The organism is Streptococcus sp. HMSC066F10 (genome assembly GCF_001813805.1).
In the GTDB taxonomy this organism is placed as follows: domain Bacteria; phylum Bacillota; class Bacilli; order Lactobacillales; family Streptococcaceae; genus Streptococcus; species Streptococcus vaginalis.
Genome location: NZ_KV814002.1, coordinates 54436 through 70778, shown reverse-complemented (window position 1 = coordinate 70778; position 16343 = coordinate 54436). Strand labels below are relative to the sequence as shown.

The window sequence follows — 16343 nt, the reverse complement described above, 5'->3', positions numbered from 1 at the left end:
TTAGCAAGAATATATTGATAAGAGACCTATGTATTTTAGTGTGAACTTTGAAACATCTATATACTAAAATTATGCTATAATAAATGCTATGTATACCAAACCAACTTCTGCCTATGTACACATTCCGTTTTGTACTCAAATTTGTTATTATTGTGACTTTTCTAAGGTCTTTATCAAAAATCAGCCAGTGGACGCCTATTTAGAGCACTTGCTTCAAGAATATACTTCTTATGATATAAAGCATTTACAGACGCTTTATATCGGTGGTGGGACACCAACGTCTCTGTCCCCCACTCAATTAGAATTTTTGCTAGCAGAGCTGACGAAAAGTTTGAATTTATCATGTTTAGAAGAGTTGACGATTGAGGCCAATCCAGGTGATTTGGATCCAGATAAGATTGCTGTTTTAAAAGATTCGGCTGTTAACCGAGTGTCTTTGGGTGTTCAAACGTTTGACGATCGCATGCTCAAGCAAATTGGGCGCAGCCATTTAGAGAAAGATATTTATGAAAATATCACCAATCTGAAGCAAGCTGGGTTTGACAATATCTCTATTGACTTGATCTACGCATTGCCCAAGCAGACCATGGACAACATGCGGGAAAATGTAGCCAAGGCTATTGCACTAGACATCCCTCATATGAGTCTTTATAGCTTAATTCTAGAGAATCACACGGTCTTTATGAACCGGATGCGGCGAGGAAAGCTGCCTTTACCGAAAGAAGACTTGGAAGCAGAGATGTTTGAGTACATCATTGAGGAGTTGGAAAAAGCTGGGTTTGAACACTATGAGATTTCCAACTTTTCTAAGCCAGGCTTTGAGAGTCGACACAATCTCATGTACTGGAACAATGCAGAATATTTTGGTATTGGGGCTGGAGCTTCCGGCTATGTTGACGGAATCCGCTACAAAAATCATGGTCCGATTCGTCATTATTTAGAGGCTGTGGAAAAAGGCAATGCGCGTGTGAATGAGGAACATCTGAGTAAGCAAGAGATGATGGAAGAAGAAATGTTTCTGGGCTTGCGCAAAAGGTCAGGTGTTTCTAAAAAGCGTTTTGAGGAAAAGTTTGGCATTTCTTTTGAGCAGCAGTATGGTCATATAGTAACAGAATTAACTGAGCAAGGGCTTTTAGTACCTGATAAAGAAGTTGTCCGTATGACTAAAAAAGGTCTATTTTTGGGTGATACGGTCGCAGAGAAATTTATATTGGAGTAAATTATGGGTTTAACTTATCAAATGAAAATGAAAATTCCGTTTGACATGGCGGATATGAACGGTCATATCAAGTTGCCTGATGTTATTTTGCTGTCCTTACAGGTATCAGGTTTGCAATCCATTGATTTGGGGATTAGCGACAAGGATATGCTGGAGAAATACAATCTGGTCTGGATTATTACTGACTATGATATCGATGTGGTACGGCTGCCTAAATTTGGTGAAGAAATGACGATTGAAACAGAAGCACTTTCCTATAATCGTCTCTTTTGTTATCGTCGTTTTACCGTTTTTGATGAAAATGATGTTGCTGTGATTGAAATGATGGCTACTTTTGTCCTTATGGACAGAGACAGTCGAAAAGTGCACGCTGTAGAGCCAAAGATTGTTGCGCCTTACGAGACAGAATTTTCTAAAAAGTTGATTCGTGGACCAAAATATCCAGAACTGAAAGATTCGACTAGTAAAGATTATCATGTTCGATTTTATGATTTAGACATGAATGGTCATGTCAATAATAGCAAGTATTTGGACTGGATTTTTGAGGTTATGGGAGCGGATTTTCTTATGAAACACGTTCCCAAAAAAGTTCACCTCAAGTATGTCAAGGAAGTGCGACCTGGTGGGCAGATTACCTCTAGCTATGATTTGAATGGATTAGAGAGCAATCATCAGATTTCCAGCAATGGTGATACCAATGCACAAGCTATGGTAACTTGGCAAGAAATTTCATAAGAGAAACAATAGAAAGAGAAGTATGACCTACAAAGGATATTTAATTGATTTAGACGGAACGATTTATAAAGGAAAAGACCGAATCCCGGCGGGAGAAGCTTTTGTCCATGAATTGCAGCGGCGTAATATTCCATATTTATTTGTGACAAATAATACAACACGTACTCCTGAGACTGTTCAAACAATGCTAGCGGAACAATTCAATGTTGAAACGCCGATTGAAACGATTTATACAGCGACTTTAGCAACGGTTGACTACTTAAATGATAAAAATCTAGGCAAGAAAGTCTATGTTATCGGTGATGTCGGACTTAAGCAAGCCATTGCAGAAGCTGGCTATATCGAAGATACTGATAACCCAGATTATGTAGTTGTTGGATTAGACTGGGAAGTGGACTATGAAAAATTGTCAATTGCTACTTTAGCTATTCAAAAAGGAGCTCATTTCGTAGGAACCAATCCAGATCTTAATATTCCAACGGAGCGCGGTCTCATGCCTGGAGCAGGATCGATTATTACTCTCATTGAAGTAGCAACTCGTGTGAAACCTGTTTATATCGGGAAGCCAAATGCAATTATCATGGAAAAGGCGGTTGAGCATCTAGGACTACCGCGGCAAGAGGTGATAATGGTTGGGGATAATTACCTGACGGACATTCGGGCTGGGATTGACAATGGTATCCCTACGCTTCTGGTGACAACTGGCTTTACGAAACCAGAAGAAGTGCCAGGCTTGCCAATCCAACCAGATTATGTACTTTCTAGCCTAGCGGAGTGGGATTTTAATGCGCACTAAACTGACCTTTTGGCTGAGTATGCTCTGCTTTTTAGCAACAGCCATTTTGTTGACCATTTATCTGACTTGGCTGTTTTATCCTTTGGAAATTTCTTGGTTGCATTTAGAAAATCAAGTTTACCTCAAATCTGCAACCATTCAGCATAATTTCAATGTTTTGATGAATTACTTAACCAATCCATTTCAGCAAAAGCTCTTCATGCCTGATTTTCGCTCATCAGCAGCAGGTCTGCACCATTTTCAAGTCGTGAAATATCTTTTTCATCTGGCGCAAGTTGCTTTTCTAGTAACCTTACCAGCGGTTTGTTTGTTTGTAAAAAGCATTATAAAAAAAAGATACCTATCTGTCTTTTCCAAAGTGATTTTAGCTATTATTTGGTTACCTATTGTAATTGCTGGTGTGGCGCTGGGGATTGGCTTTGATGCGTTTTTTACTCTCTTTCATCAGATTTTATTTGTTGGGGATAATACTTGGTTATTTGACCCTGCTAAAGATCCTGTCATTTGGATATTACCAGAAGAATTTTTCCTCCACGCCTTTCTTTTGTTTTTTGTTCTTTATGAAGGCTTTGCTGTGGGGTTATACTTGTGGAGTCGAAAAATCTATTTGAAGAAGGAGGAAAAATGATGTCAGCCAATCAGCAAGTGCGAAAAGATGTTAGTTTATTTTCTGCTTTGTGTCTGATTTATGTCTTCGTCGTGACAATGATTAGCTTAATCTATCAGACGATTGTAACCTTGTTTCAAGCGATTCGTTATTTCGGAAATCTTGAGAGAATCCAAAAAGCAACGGAAAGTTTTATGTCACGCGATGGCAGCTATTATCTAATTGCTGTTTGTGCAGGAGTATTTATCTTTTGGTTGTATCGGGACGGAAAATTATTTAAGTCTGATTTACGAACGCAGAAAAGGGTCATGACTCCCAAAACGTTTGGAATAGTTTTATCATTCTTACTTCTGGGTCAATTAGGTTTTGTACTCTTTAATCAAATATTTGAGGCAGTATTGAATATCTTTGGATTTAGCTTATTTAAAGCCATTGAATCAGCTTCCGCAGGCTCAGATAGTGTAACGATGTTTTTGTATGCAGGTTTTTTCGGTCCTGTTTCAGAAGAATTGATTTTTCGCGGTGCAGGCTTACGAACATTTGAAAAATATGGAAAAGTCTTTGCGATTTTGATGTCTTCCCTCATATTTGGTTTATTTCATGGAAATATCCCGCAGTTCTTTTTTGCGACTTTTGTTGGAATTATCTTCTCTTATGTGACCTTGGAGTATTCAATTCTCTGGGCAATGGTTTTCCACGTTTTTAATAATTTGGTCATTGGAGATGGTTTAACTTATTTGTATTCGTTTTTGCCGGACGATATAGGTGGTCTCTTACACTTATTTATCCTGCTAGTCGGTGCAAGTGTCGCAGTAATTTTCCTGATTAATAACAAAGCAGACATAAAAATGTATGTACAAGAAAATCGTTCATTTACAGGGGCCTATAGGCAAGCTTTTCGTTCTGTTTGGTTCTGGATTTTTACAATCTTCATGTTTTTAACATCTTTGACCTTGATAAGTCATTTGTGAAAGAAGATTTTTGAAAGGACTTTCAACTTTCTTTCATTTATGATAAAATAAAGGTAACAAAAGAGGAGCGTGTCAATCATGGAACAAACATTTTTTATTATAAAACCAGACGGCGTAAAACGTGGCTTGGTTGGAGAAGTACTGAAGCGCGTAGAACAACGTGGTTACAAAATCGAACGTTTGGAAATGAGAACCAATGTTTCAAATGAGTTAATTGATCAGCATTATGAAGCCCTGTTAGCGAAAGATTTTTATCCTTCAATCCGTGATTATATGACAAGCGGATCTGTGATTATCGGTGTTTTATCGGGAAGCCAAGTGATTTCAGGTTGGCGTCACATGATGGGCGCTACTCGTCCGGAAGAAGCTCTACCGGGAACTATTCGCGGAGATTTTGCACAAGCAGCTGAAGCTGGTGAAACGATTCGAAATGTTGTTCACGGTTCAGATTCTGAAGAGTCTGCCAAACGGGAAATTGCGCTTTGGTTTGGTAATCATTAAAACATAGTAGTATAAATTCTAGAGAGTACAGATAGTGATTGCTTTTGTTCTCTCTTTTTTACTATCCGAATTGTACTGGGTGTGTTATAATAAAAAGGAATTGGAAATATTTTAATATACTGGAAATTGATTGTTTTATCAAGGAGGAAATATGTCAGACAAACAAATTCATTTGGTTATCGTGACGGGAATGAGTGGAGCGGGAAAGACCGTGGTCATCCAGTCTTTTGAAGATTTAGGCTATTTTACGATTGACAATATGCCTCCTACACTTGTTCCTAAATTTTTGCAGTTGATCGAAACAACGCAAGACAATGACAAGATTGCTATGGTTGTAGATATGCGCAGTCGTTCCTTCTTTTCTGAGATTCAGAAAGTTCTAGATGAGATTGAAAGTAACGCTGGACTTGATTTTAAGATTTTGTTTTTAGATGCGGCAGATACGGAATTGGTTGCTCGTTATAAAGAAACGCGTCGCAGCCACCCCTTAGCAGCAGACGGTCGTATTTTAGACGGGATTAAGCTAGAACGTGAGTTACTGGCACCGTTGAAAAACATGAGTCAAAATGTAGTAGATACGACCGAATTAACACCGCGTGCACTGCGTAAAACCATTTCTGAACATTTTTCAGATCAGACAAAGCTTCAATCGTTTCGCATTGAAGTGGTGAGTTTCGGCTTTAAATATGGTATTCCGCTAGATGCCGACCTTGTATTTGATGTGCGTTTTTTACCAAATCCATATTACCAACCAGAACTTCGCAATCAAACAGGACTTGATAAACCAGTTTATGATTATGTGATGAATCATATGGAGTCAGAAGAATTTTATCAGCACTTAGTGGATCTTATCAAACCGATTTTACCGGGCTACAAAAAAGAGGGGAAATCTGTTTTAACAATTGCGGTTGGTTGTACAGGCGGTCAACACAGAAGCGTAGCTTTTGCACAACGTCTAGCAGATGATTTGGCAAGCGAATGGACCGTTCACTCATCACATCGAGACAAAGACCGCAGAAAGGAAACGGTGAATCGTTCATGAGGAGACCAAAGATTGCTGTTATTGGTGGTGGCACAGGGATTTCAGTCATTTTGGATAGTTTGCGTAAGAAAGACGTAGACATTGCTGCTATTGTGACGGTCGCTGATGACGGTGGAAGTTCAGGGGAATTGCGAAAAAACATTCAACAATTAACACCACCTGGTGATTTGCGAAATGTTTTGGTAGCTTTATCGGACATGCCGCGCTTTTATGAAAAAGTTTTTCAATATCGCTTTGCGGAAGAAGATGGTGCTTTATCTGGACATCCTCTTGGAAACTTGATTATTGCAGGTATTTCAGAAATGCAAGGGTCGACTTACAATGCTATGCAGCTACTGACTAAGTTTTTCCATACAACTGGCAAAATTTATCCGTCTTGTGATACACCTTTAACGCTTCATGCTGTATTTACTGATGGAAGCGAAGTCGCTGGAGAAAGTCATCTCGCAGAACACCAAGGTATGATTGAGCGGGTTTATGTGACCAATACCTATAATGACCAGAAGCCGGTGGCTAGTCGCAAAGTGGTACAAACAATTTTAGAAAGTGATATGGTAGTTTTGGGACCGGGATCATTGTTTACCTCTATCTTACCCAATATGGTGATAGAAGAAATTGGGCAAGCGCTCTTGAAAACCCAAGCAGAGATTGCTTATGTTTGTAATATTATGACGCAGCGTGGTGAAACCGAGCATTTCACAGATAGTGACCACGTAGCTGTTTTGCATCGTCATCTTGGGAAAGCATTTATTGACACGGTTTTAGTGAACATTGATCAAGTTCCTCAAGAATATATGAATTCTAATAAATTTGATGAATATTTAGTGCAAGTTGAACATGATTTTCAAGGCCTGAAAAAACAAGTTCCTCGTGTCATTTCGTCTAATTTTCTTCGCTTGGAAAATGGCGGAGCTTTTCATGATGGTGAATCAGTCGTAGATGAACTCATGCAGATTATACAGGTGCGCAAATGAGTTTTACCATTAAAGTGAAAGAAGAACTGCTTGGTCTAGGCAAAAAAGATAAAACGGAATTATCTGCTATTATTAAGATATCAGGCAGTTTAGGAATTTCTAGTCAAGGCTTAACATTATCTGTTACGACAGAAAATGCAAAAATTGCTCGTCATATTTATGAATTGTTGGCAGCTTTTTATAAAGTCAAGTCGGATATTCGTCATCATCAAAAAGCGAATCTTCGGAAAAACCGTGTTTATACTGTTTTTTTAGATGAAGGTGTTGAACAAATTTTAGCTGATTTGCACTTGGCAGACTCTTTTTTTGGAATTGAAGCAGGTATTGATCAAGCTATTTTATCAGATGATGAGGCTAGCCGATCGTATTTACGAGGAGCATTTTTATCAACGGGCAGTATGCGTGATCCAGATTCTGGGAAATATCAGCTGGAAATCTTGTCGGTCTATTTTGACCATGCGGAGGATTTAGCAGCTTTGATGCGAAAGTTTTTATTGGACGCCAAGACAATTGAGCGCAAAAAAGGCTCAGTAACCTATCTGCAGCGAGCTGAGGACATTATGGACTTTTTGATTGTGATTGGGGCTATGGAAGCGATGACTGAGTTTGAGTCGGTCAAACTTTTGCGGGAGGCTAGAAATGATCTGAATCGGACGAATAATGCAGAAACAGCGAATATTGCTCGAACGGTGACAGCTAGCATGAAAACCATTCACAACATTAGCAAAATCATTGACACAGTTGGTTTAGAAAGCTTGCCGGTTGATTTGCAAGAGGTAGCTTATCTGCGTGTCAATCATCCGGATTATTCTATCCAGCAATTGGCAGAAAGTCTTAGTAAGCCTTTGACGAAAAGTGGTGTCAATCATCGCTTGAGGAAAATCAATAAAATCGCAAATGAGTTGTAGAAAATGCAAAGAAATGTGGCTTATATATTATAGTCGGAATCAATTTGAGAATTTCCATTAAAACTTTACGGTTTTCTCTTGAAGATTTTCAAAAAGTGTGATATAGTAATAAAAATTAAATAATCCTTTAAATCTGTCCTGTGAGGCAGACAAGGAGTCAAAGTATAAGATGGTGTAGCACAGTGAGGCTGTTAGTAGTTTCTCTGTGCTTACCTAGATTTTCTGAAGTCTCCTTGTGAAGGAGACTTTTTCTTTTATCTTTTTTATGCAGGAGGTTTTCCATGAAAACAAAAGAAGTTGTTGATGGTTTGACAATGAAACGTGCCATTACACGGATCACTTATGAAATCATTGAGCGCAACAAAGAGCTAGACAAGATTATCTTGATTGGTATAAAAACACGGGGTGTTTACATTGCACAGCGGATTCAAGAACGATTAGCGCAACTTGAAAAGATTGATGTACCCATCGGTGAGTTGGATACCAAGCCATTCCGCGATGATTTTAAAGTGGAAGAAGATACAACACATGTTCCTGTTGATATTACAGACCGCGAAGTCATCTTGGTAGATGATGTCCTCTATACAGGACGCACCATTCGTGCTGCTATTGATAATCTAGTTAGCTTGGGACGTCCATCACGCGTGAGCTTGGCTGTTTTAGTAGACCGTGGGCATCGTGAGTTGCCGATTCGAGCAGATTATGTTGGAAAAAATATTCCGACAAGCCGAACAGAAGAGATTATTGTAGAAATGGTAGAACAGGATGGTCAAGACCGTGTCTTGATTGCGGAGGAGTTATAAGAAAATGAGTCAAGATGTGAAATATGATGTGCACGATATGCCAAAACCTGGTTTGCTTGTAGGATTGTCCTTTCAGCATTTGTTCGCTATGTTTGGAGCAACGGTTCTTGTTCCCATTCTAGTCGGAATTGATCCAGCAGTTGCCTTGTTTTCAAGCGGTCTAGGAACCTTAGCACATTTAACGGTTACCAAGTACAAAGTGCCAGCTTATATGGGGTCTAGTTTCGCTTATATCGCAGCTATGCAAATGTTGATGAAAACAGACGGTATCGCAGCAGTCGCTCAAGGTGCCATTACAGGTGGTTTGGTTTACTTCATTGTAGCTCTTATTGTGAAGTTCGCTGGGAATGCTTGGATTGATAAGATTTTGCCGCCAGTTTTGGTAGGACCAATCATTATGGTTATCGGACTAAGCCTAGCAAGCACAGCTGTAAATGATGTCATGTTAAAAGATGGTAAATACAATTTAACTTATTTCATCATTGGAATTGTCACTCTCTTTGCAGTCATCCTCTTTAATATCTATGGTAAAAAGATTGTTGGAATTATTCCAGTGCTGTTAGGCTTGATTGTCGGATATGTCTTCGCGCTCATTCTTGGAGCGGTAACAGGAGAAGAAATTATTTCCTTTGCAAAAGTCTCTCAAGCTTCATGGTTCCATGTCCCACCTATGCATCTTCCTTTCTTAGACTACAATTTAAAATTTTATCCAAGTGCGATTTTAACAATGGCTCCAATTGCCTTTGTGACGATGACAGAGCACTTTGGTCATGTCATGGTACTGAATAGCTTGACCGGAAAAGATTTCTTTAAAGACCCAGGATTGGATAAAACTCTTGCCGGAGATGGCCTTTCACAAGTTATCGCTGGGATTTTCGGTGCGCCTCCAGTAACGAGTTACGGTGAAAATATCGGTGTGATGGCTCTGAACAAAATCTATAGCGTTTATGTGATTGCAGGTGCGGCAGTACTTGCGATTGTGATGAGTTTTGTTGGGAAAGTTTCTGCCCTCTTGCAATCCATTCCAAGTCCCGTTCTTGGAGGAATCTCCATTGCACTCTTTGGAGTCATTGCCTCTAGCGGCTTGAAAATTTTGATTGAAAAGCAAACAGACTTTGATAATAAGAAAAACCTGTTAATTGCCAGTGTAATTTTAGTTGCAGGGATTGGCGGCTTAACGCTTCAACTTTTAGGTCTGCAAATTTCAGGGGTTGCCTTGTCAACCGTTCTTGGTATTGTACTCTATCTTATTTTGCCTGAACCTAAAAATTAGTTTGAATTCTTAATTTTATTGAAAGAAACGCTGTATCTAATAAAAGGAGAAATACACCATGTCATCTAATCAAATCGCTCTTAAAAACGTTGTCTCTATGGAAACTCTTACCAATGAGGAAGTCTTAAGTTTAATCAAACGTGGCATTGGATTTAAAAATGGAGCAAAAGCTCATTATGATGAACAGCATATTATCGCTAATCTCTTCTTTGAGCCCTCTACGCGAACACATAAAGCCTTTGAAGTAGCGGAATTAAAGCTAGGTTGTGACCTGTTGGATTTTGATTCAAAGACCAGCTCTATCAACAAAGGAGAGACCTTATATGATACGATTTTAACCTTGTCAGCGCTCGGAGTGGATGTCTGTGTCATTCGTCATCCAGAAGTGGACTATTACAAGGAATTAGTCGAAAGTCCAACGATTACAACTTCAATTGTGAATGGTGGTGATGGCTCTGGACAACATCCGAGTCAAAGTTTGCTAGATTTGATGACCATTTATCAAGAGTTTGGGCATTTTGACGGCTTGAAGATTGTGATTGCAGGCGACTTAGATCACTCGCGCGTGGCCAAGTCAAATATGCAAATATTGAAGCGTCTGGGTGCAGAACTTTATTTTGCAGGTCCAGAGGTATGGAGAAGTGAAGAATTTGCAGATTATGGGCAATTTGTCACACTTGATGAAGTCGTTGACCAAGTGGATGTCTTAATGCTTCTGCGCGTGCAGCACGAGCGTCATGATGACGATTCACTCTTTTCAAAAGAAAATTATCATAGATTGCACGGCTTAACTCAGGAACGATATGACAGACTGAAGGATACAGCCATCATCATGCATCCAGCTCCAGTCAATCGCGATGTTGAAATTGCAGATCATCTGGTAGAAGCTCCAAAATCGCGGATTGTAGAGCAAATGACAAATGGTGTATTTGTCCGTATGGCAATTATTGAGTCTGTTTTAAATGGACGAAAAGAGCAATAGACACTAAGGTATTGCTGTAAGGACAAACGGAGGGGAAAATGGAAAAACGCTTGTTAATTCTGGAAGATGGGACAGTATTTGAAGGAGAGGCATTCGGGGCTGATATGGATGTGACCGGAGAAATCGTCTTTAATACAGGTATGACCGGTTATCAAGAATCTATTACAGATCAATCATACAATGGGCAAATTTTGACCTTTACCTACCCGTTAATCGGAAATTATGGAATTAACCGTGATGACTACGAATCGATCACTCCTACTTGTAAAGGGGTGGTTGTTTATGAGTGGGCACGAAGGGCAAGCAATTGGCGCAATCAGATGACCCTAGACGAGTTTTTAAAGTTCAAGAAAATTCCAGGAATTGCTGGTATTGATACGCGGGCATTGACGAAAATCATTCGGCAGCATGGAACGATGAAAGCAACAATAGCCAATGTAGGCGACCAAATGGTGCATCTGCAAGATCAGTTGAAGGCGACCGTTTTGCCGACTGACAATATCAAACAAGTCTCAACGAAAACGCCATATCCAGCACCGGGTTCAGGTCCTAGTATTGTGTTAGTTGATTTTGGATTGAAACATTCGATTCTTCGTGAATTGGCGGCACGCAATTGTAATGTGACAGTTGTTCCCTATGATACAAGTGCAGCAGATATTCTTCACCTTCACCCTGACGGTGTCATGTTATCCAACGGTCCAGGTAATCCAGATGATGTACCGCAAGTGCTAGAAATGATTCGAGGGATTCAAGGGGAAATTCCTCTTTTTGGTATCTGTATGGGACATCAACTTTTTTGTAAGGCTAATGGAGCTCAGACCTATAAAATGAAATTCGGTCATCGCGGTTTTAATCATGCTGTCAGAGAGATTGCGACAGGGCGGATTGATTTTACCAGCCAAAATCATGGTTATGCTGTTAGTCGGGAAAATTTTCCGAGCGAGTTGTTGATTACACATGAGGAAATCAATGATAAGTCTATTGAAGGTGTGCGGCATCGATTTTTCCCTGCTTTTTCAGTGCAATTTCATCCTGATGCTGCAGCAGGACCGCATGATGCCAGCTATCTCTTTGATGAGTTTATGGAAATGATTGATGCTTTTAAACAACGGCATAGTTCATTTTAATCAATGGATTAGGAAATAGGAGAAAGACATGCCAAAACGTACAGATATTCAGAAAATTATGGTGATTGGCTCTGGTCCCATTGTCATTGGACAGGCTGCTGAGTTTGATTATGCAGGAACGCAGGCTTGCTTGTCTTTGAAAGAAGAAGGCTACACAGTCGTTTTAGTTAATTCCAATCCTGCAACGATTATGACAGACAAGGAATTTGCTGATAAGGTTTATATTGAGCCAATTACGCTGGAATTTGTCACCAGAATTTTACGGAAAGAGCGACCAGATGCACTTCTACCGACTTTGGGTGGGCAAACAGGTCTCAATATGGCAATGGAATTATCTAAAGAAGGCATCTTGGATGAACTGGGTGTCGAACTTTTGGGAACCAAGCTGTCGGCTATTGACCAAGCTGAGGATCGTGATTTGTTCAAGCAACTCATGGAAGAGCTGAAACAGCCTATTCCGGAATCTGAAATTGTTAATAGCGTTGACGAAGCTGTTGCATTTGCTGCTAAGATTGGCTATCCAGTCATTGTTCGTCCGGCATTTACTCTTGGCGGCACAGGCGGCGGTATGTGTGCAGATGAGAAAGAACTTCGTGAAATTGCTGAAAATGGTCTCAAACTGTCACCTGTAACGCAATGTCTGATTGAGCGTTCTATTGCTGGCTTTAAGGAAATTGAATATGAAGTTATGAGAGATAGTGCAGATAATGCTCTAGTTGTCTGTAACATGGAAAATTTTGATCCAGTTGGTATTCATACAGGGGATTCTATCGTTTTTGCGCCAACGCAGACACTTTCAGATATCGAAAATCAAATGCTGCGTGATGCTAGTTTAAAAATTATTCGTGCCCTTAAGATTGAAGGTGGTTGTAATGTACAGCTGGCTCTGGATCCGCATAGCTTTAAATACTATGTCATTGAGGTTAATCCACGTGTCTCACGTTCATCAGCTCTAGCTTCTAAAGCAACTGGCTACCCTATCGCTAAATTAGCTGCTAAAATCGCTGTTGGTTTAACTCTGGATGAGATGATTAATCCAGTTGCGGGGACAACTTATGCCATGTTTGAACCAGCTTTGGACTATGTAGTGGCTAAGATTCCGCGTTTTCCATTTGATAAATTTGAACATGGTGAACGTCGTCTTGGAACACAGATGAAGGCGACTGGTGAAGTCATGGCTATTGGACGTAATATAGAAGAAAGTTTGCTCAAAGCCTGTCGTTCTCTGGAAATTGGTGTTGACCATAATGAAATGCCAGAACTAAATCTAGTGGCAGATGATGATTTACTGGAAAAGGTCGTCAAAGCTCAGGATGATCGTCTTTTCTATATATCTGAAGCAATCCGCCGTGGCTATGATATCGAAGAAATTGCAAAACTAACCAAGATTGATTTGTTCTTTCTGGATAAATTACTTCACATCCATGAATTAGAGCAGGAGTTAATGACTCATATTGGAGATGCAAATCTGCTTAGACAGGCTAAGCAAAACGGCTTTGCAGATACTAAATTAGCTCGGCTTTGGAAAATGACAGCAGAAGAAATACGTCAATTTCGTAAAGAGGAGCGAATTCTTCCAGTCTATAAAATGGTTGACACCTGTGCAGCTGAGTTTGAATCAAGCACACCATATTTTTATTCTACTTATGCTTTGGAAAATGAATCAATCAAGTCAGACAAAGAATCTGTTCTGGTGCTAGGCTCTGGACCTATTCGGATTGGTCAAGGAGTAGAATTTGACTATGCGACCGTGCACTCGGTCAAGGCTATTCAAGCAACTGGCTATGAAGCAATCATTATGAATAGTAATCCTGAAACGGTCTCAACAGATTTTTCGGTTTCTGATAAGCTTTACTTTGAACCCTTGACTTTTGAAGATGTCATGAATGTCGTTGAACTGGAAAAACCTAAGGGAGTTATCGTTCAGTTCGGTGGACAAACCGCTATCAATCTAGCTGAGCCATTGTCAAAAGCTGGCGTGAAAATTTTAGGTACTCAGGTAGCTGACCTTGACCGTGCAGAAGACCGTGACCTTTTTGAACAGGCTCTTAAGGATTTGGATATTCCGCAGCCACTAGGTCAGACAGCGACGAATGAAGAAGAAGCGGTAGCAGCTGCTCGTAAGATTGGTTTTTCTGTTTTGGTTCGTCCGTCTTACGTTCTGGGCGGTCGGGCTATGGAGATTGTCGAGAATGAAGCAGATCTTCGTTCTTATATGCGAACTGCTGTCAAGGCTAGCCCTGATCATCCGGTGTTGGTGGACTCTTACATTGTTGGCAAAGAATGTGAGGTAGATGCTATTTCAGACGGTCGTCAGGTCTTGATTCCAGGAATTATGGAGCATATTGAACGGGCTGGAGTTCACTCAGGTGATTCTATGGCTGTCTATCCTCCGCAAACCTTATCTGCTCAAGTGCAGCAGACTATCGCCGATTATACTAAGAAATTGGCTATCGGACTTCACTGTATCGGTATGATGAACATTCAGTTTGTCATCAAAGATGAGAAGGTTTATGTCATTGAGGTCAATCCTCGTGCTAGCCGGACGGTGCCATTCTTGTCGAAAGTGACAAATATTCCTATGGCACAGGTGGCAACTCAACTGATTTTAGGTCAAACTTTGGCGGAGCTAGGGTATGAAGACGGTCTTTATCCAGAAAGCAAACAAGTACATGTAAAAGCGCCAGTTTTTTCCTTTACCAAGTTAGCCAAGGTAGATAGCCTTCTTGGTCCTGAAATGAAATCGACAGGTGAGGTTATGGGAACAGATGCAACTCTTGAAAAAGCTTTATACAAGGCTTTTGAAGCTTCTTATCTACATCTTCCAAACTTTGGCAATGTTGTCTTTACGATTGCAGATGAAAATAAGGAAGAAGCCCTCACATTAGCGAAGCGTTTTGCAGCGATCGGATATAGCATTCTAGCTACACAAGGCACAGCGAAATTCTTTGAGGAAAATGGTGTTTTGACGCAATTAGTTGAAAAAATCGGTACAGATGATCATAATGACATTCCTGCATTTGTTCGCAAAGGTAAGGTTCAGGCGATTATCAATACAGTCGGAACGAAACGAACAGCAGATGAACACGGTCAGGCTATCCGTCAATCAGCCATTGAGCATGGAGTGCCGCTATTTACAGCACTTGATACAGCTGATGCCATGCTAAAGGTCTTAGAAATTCGTAGCTTTATGACAGAAGCAATTTAAAGCAGTATTCTTTTTGTCATGATATATTAATTTCTATGCAAACCTTTTCAATTCGTAAAAAATCTGATATAATGAGAATGAAAAAAAGTTATTAGAGGAGAGTAGCATGTCTAAAAAAATTATTGGGATTGACCTAGGTGGTACATCTGTGAAGTTTGCGATTCTGACCCAAGAGGGAGAAGTTCAAGAAAAATGGTCTATTAAGACAAACATTTTAGATGAAGGTAGTCATATTGTTGATGATATGATTGAATCTATCAATCATCGCTTGCGACTATTGGGACTTGGGGCAGAAGATTTCATTGGAATTGGCATGGGTTCACCTGGTGTTGTGGATCGTGAAAAAGGAACGGTTATTGGGGCTTATAATCTCAATTGGAAAACTTTACAACCTGTAAAAGAAAAGATTGAGAAAGCAACTGGTATTTCTTTCTTTATTGATAATGACGCAAATGTAGCTGCTCTTGGCGAACGTTGGAAAGGTGCTGGTGAAAATCAGCCTGATGTCGTGTTTATGACTCTTGGAACAGGTGTCGGTGGCGGTATTGTTGCGGAAGGAAAATTACTGCACGGTGTAGCTGGAGCAGCTGGAGAGCTGGGACATATCACAGTTGATTTTGATCAGCCGATTCTCTGTACTTGTGGTAAAAAAGGTTGCCTAGAAACAGTAGCTTCTGCAACGGGAATTGTCAATTTAACGCGCCGCTACGCTGATGAATATGCTGGTGATGCAGAGCTGAAACAATTGATTGACAACGGCGAAGACGTTAATGCAAAAATTGTCTTTGATTTGGCTAAAGCTGGTGATGAGCTAGCTCTCATTGTTTATCGGAATTTTGCACGTTATCTTGGTATTGCTTGTGCGAATATCGGCTCAATCTTAAATCCGTCAACAATTGTCATCGGTGGTGGCGTCTCTGCAGCAGGTGAATTTTTACTAGACGGTGTTCGTAAGTTCTATGAAGAAAATTCTTTCCCCCAAGTGCGTACATCCACAAAACTTGCACTTGCAACTCTTGGAAATGATGCAGGAGTCATTGGAGCAGCTTCATTGGTTCTTCAATAATTCTACTAAAATGGAAAAAATAATCCAAATAAGGCATTTACAATTATTACAAAATTTGTTATGATATTAGTTAGTGTGTAATGGAAGCACTAGAAAACGACTAATCCGCTGTGGTCTTGAACTGTAAGATT

Annotated in this window: 15 protein-coding genes; all 15 read left to right on the top strand. The window is 40.0% G+C overall.

Annotated features, from left to right (window positions below; translation table 11 throughout):
* Window positions 1-88 precede the first annotated feature (88 nt).
* The 15 genes from hemW (at window position 89) to HMPREF2933_RS09275 (ending at window position 16212) form a co-directional block, all read left to right on the top strand.
* The gene (gene hemW, locus HMPREF2933_RS09345) at window positions 89-1219 is read left to right on the top strand and encodes a radical SAM family heme chaperone HemW (protein WP_024052268.1); all 1131 of its coding nucleotides are present in this window, start codon (window positions 89-91) and stop codon (window positions 1217-1219) included.
* Between the two features lie 3 nt (window positions 1220-1222).
* Window positions 1223-1954, top strand: coding sequence for an acyl-[acyl-carrier-protein] thioesterase (locus tag HMPREF2933_RS09340; protein WP_024052267.1), 732 nt, complete (start codon window positions 1223-1225; stop codon window positions 1952-1954).
* A gap of 22 nt (window positions 1955-1976) precedes the next feature.
* Window positions 1977-2750: a TIGR01457 family HAD-type hydrolase gene (locus HMPREF2933_RS09335; RefSeq protein WP_024052266.1), complete on the top strand. Its 774-nt coding sequence runs from the start codon at window positions 1977-1979 to the stop codon at window positions 2748-2750.
* The gene (locus tag HMPREF2933_RS09330; protein ID WP_024052265.1) at window positions 2740-3378 is read left to right on the top strand and encodes a TIGR01906 family membrane protein; all 639 of its coding nucleotides are present in this window, start codon (window positions 2740-2742) and stop codon (window positions 3376-3378) included. Before HMPREF2933_RS09335 ends, HMPREF2933_RS09330 begins: the two co-directional genes overlap by 11 nt.
* Window positions 3378-4328 carry a CPBP family intramembrane glutamic endopeptidase gene (locus HMPREF2933_RS09325; protein ID WP_081333909.1) on the top strand — a complete coding sequence of 317 codons (951 nt, stop codon included), beginning with the start codon at window positions 3378-3380 and terminating at the stop codon, window positions 4326-4328. Before HMPREF2933_RS09330 ends, HMPREF2933_RS09325 begins: the two co-directional genes overlap by 1 nt.
* A 78-nt stretch (window positions 4329-4406) precedes the next feature.
* Window positions 4407-4829 carry a nucleoside-diphosphate kinase gene (gene ndk, locus HMPREF2933_RS09320; protein ID WP_021001604.1) on the top strand — a complete coding sequence of 141 codons (423 nt, stop codon included), beginning with the start codon at window positions 4407-4409 and terminating at the stop codon, window positions 4827-4829.
* A gap of 151 nt (window positions 4830-4980) precedes the next feature.
* A complete protein-coding gene (gene rapZ, locus HMPREF2933_RS09315) occupies window positions 4981-5871 on the top strand; it encodes an RNase adapter RapZ (protein ID WP_024052263.1) in 891 nt (296 codons plus the stop codon).
* Window positions 5868-6845: a YvcK family protein gene (locus HMPREF2933_RS09310; RefSeq protein ID WP_024052262.1), complete on the top strand. Its 978-nt coding sequence runs from the start codon at window positions 5868-5870 to the stop codon at window positions 6843-6845. Before rapZ ends, HMPREF2933_RS09310 begins: the two co-directional genes overlap by 4 nt.
* Window positions 6842-7753 (top strand): DNA-binding protein WhiA, encoded by a 912-nt coding sequence (whiA, locus tag HMPREF2933_RS09305; protein ID WP_024052261.1) that lies wholly within the window; start codon window positions 6842-6844, stop codon window positions 7751-7753. The genes HMPREF2933_RS09310 and whiA overlap by 4 nt, the downstream gene beginning before the upstream one ends.
* A gap of 281 nt (window positions 7754-8034) precedes the next feature.
* On the top strand, window positions 8035-8556 hold the full coding sequence (gene pyrR, locus HMPREF2933_RS09300) for a bifunctional pyr operon transcriptional regulator/uracil phosphoribosyltransferase PyrR (protein ID WP_024052260.1): 522 nt from the start codon (window positions 8035-8037) through the stop codon (window positions 8554-8556).
* Between the two features lie 4 nt (window positions 8557-8560).
* Entirely contained in the window at window positions 8561-9829 is a 1269-nt protein-coding gene (locus HMPREF2933_RS09295) for a uracil-xanthine permease family protein (RefSeq protein WP_024052259.1), read from the top strand.
* Window positions 9830-9887: 58 nt separating this feature from the next.
* Complete coding sequence (locus HMPREF2933_RS09290; RefSeq protein WP_024052258.1) at window positions 9888-10811, top strand: aspartate carbamoyltransferase catalytic subunit; 924 nt, start codon at window positions 9888-9890, stop codon at window positions 10809-10811.
* A 38-nt stretch (window positions 10812-10849) separates the two neighbouring features.
* The gene (locus HMPREF2933_RS09285) at window positions 10850-11938 is read left to right on the top strand and encodes a carbamoyl phosphate synthase small subunit (RefSeq protein WP_024052257.1); all 1089 of its coding nucleotides are present in this window, start codon (window positions 10850-10852) and stop codon (window positions 11936-11938) included.
* Between the two features lie 28 nt (window positions 11939-11966).
* A complete protein-coding gene (gene carB, locus HMPREF2933_RS09280; RefSeq protein WP_024052256.1) occupies window positions 11967-15146 on the top strand; it encodes a carbamoyl-phosphate synthase large subunit in 3180 nt (1059 codons plus the stop codon).
* Between the two features lie 106 nt (window positions 15147-15252).
* Window positions 15253-16212, top strand: coding sequence for an ROK family glucokinase (locus HMPREF2933_RS09275; protein WP_024052255.1), 960 nt, complete (start codon window positions 15253-15255; stop codon window positions 16210-16212).
* The last annotated feature ends 131 nt before the right edge of the window (window positions 16213-16343 follow it).

What these genes read in the sequence shown, in the direction of transcription:
- hemW (WP_024052268.1), top strand. Translation starts at nt 89, where the DNA reads ATGTATACCAAACCAACTTCTGCCTATGTACACATTCCGTTTTGTACT.
- HMPREF2933_RS09340 (WP_024052267.1), top strand. Translation starts at nt 1,223, where the DNA reads ATGGGTTTAACTTATCAAATGAAAATGAAAATTCCGTTTGACATGGCG.
- HMPREF2933_RS09335 (WP_024052266.1), top strand. Translation starts at nt 1,977, where the DNA reads ATGACCTACAAAGGATATTTAATTGATTTAGACGGAACGATTTATAAA.
- HMPREF2933_RS09330 (WP_024052265.1), top strand. Translation starts at nt 2,740, where the DNA reads ATGCGCACTAAACTGACCTTTTGGCTGAGTATGCTCTGCTTTTTAGCA.
- HMPREF2933_RS09325 (WP_081333909.1), top strand. Translation starts at nt 3,378, where the DNA reads ATGTCAGCCAATCAGCAAGTGCGAAAAGATGTTAGTTTATTTTCTGCT.
- ndk (WP_021001604.1), top strand. Translation starts at nt 4,407, where the DNA reads ATGGAACAAACATTTTTTATTATAAAACCAGACGGCGTAAAACGTGGC.
- rapZ (WP_024052263.1), top strand. Translation starts at nt 4,981, where the DNA reads ATGTCAGACAAACAAATTCATTTGGTTATCGTGACGGGAATGAGTGGA.
- HMPREF2933_RS09310 (WP_024052262.1), top strand. Translation starts at nt 5,868, where the DNA reads ATGAGGAGACCAAAGATTGCTGTTATTGGTGGTGGCACAGGGATTTCA.
- whiA (WP_024052261.1), top strand. Translation starts at nt 6,842, where the DNA reads ATGAGTTTTACCATTAAAGTGAAAGAAGAACTGCTTGGTCTAGGCAAA.
- pyrR (WP_024052260.1), top strand. Translation starts at nt 8,035, where the DNA reads ATGAAAACAAAAGAAGTTGTTGATGGTTTGACAATGAAACGTGCCATT.
- HMPREF2933_RS09295 (WP_024052259.1), top strand. Translation starts at nt 8,561, where the DNA reads ATGAGTCAAGATGTGAAATATGATGTGCACGATATGCCAAAACCTGGT.
- HMPREF2933_RS09290 (WP_024052258.1), top strand. Translation starts at nt 9,888, where the DNA reads ATGTCATCTAATCAAATCGCTCTTAAAAACGTTGTCTCTATGGAAACT.
- HMPREF2933_RS09285 (WP_024052257.1), top strand. Translation starts at nt 10,850, where the DNA reads ATGGAAAAACGCTTGTTAATTCTGGAAGATGGGACAGTATTTGAAGGA.
- carB (WP_024052256.1), top strand. Translation starts at nt 11,967, where the DNA reads ATGCCAAAACGTACAGATATTCAGAAAATTATGGTGATTGGCTCTGGT.
- HMPREF2933_RS09275 (WP_024052255.1), top strand. Translation starts at nt 15,253, where the DNA reads ATGTCTAAAAAAATTATTGGGATTGACCTAGGTGGTACATCTGTGAAG.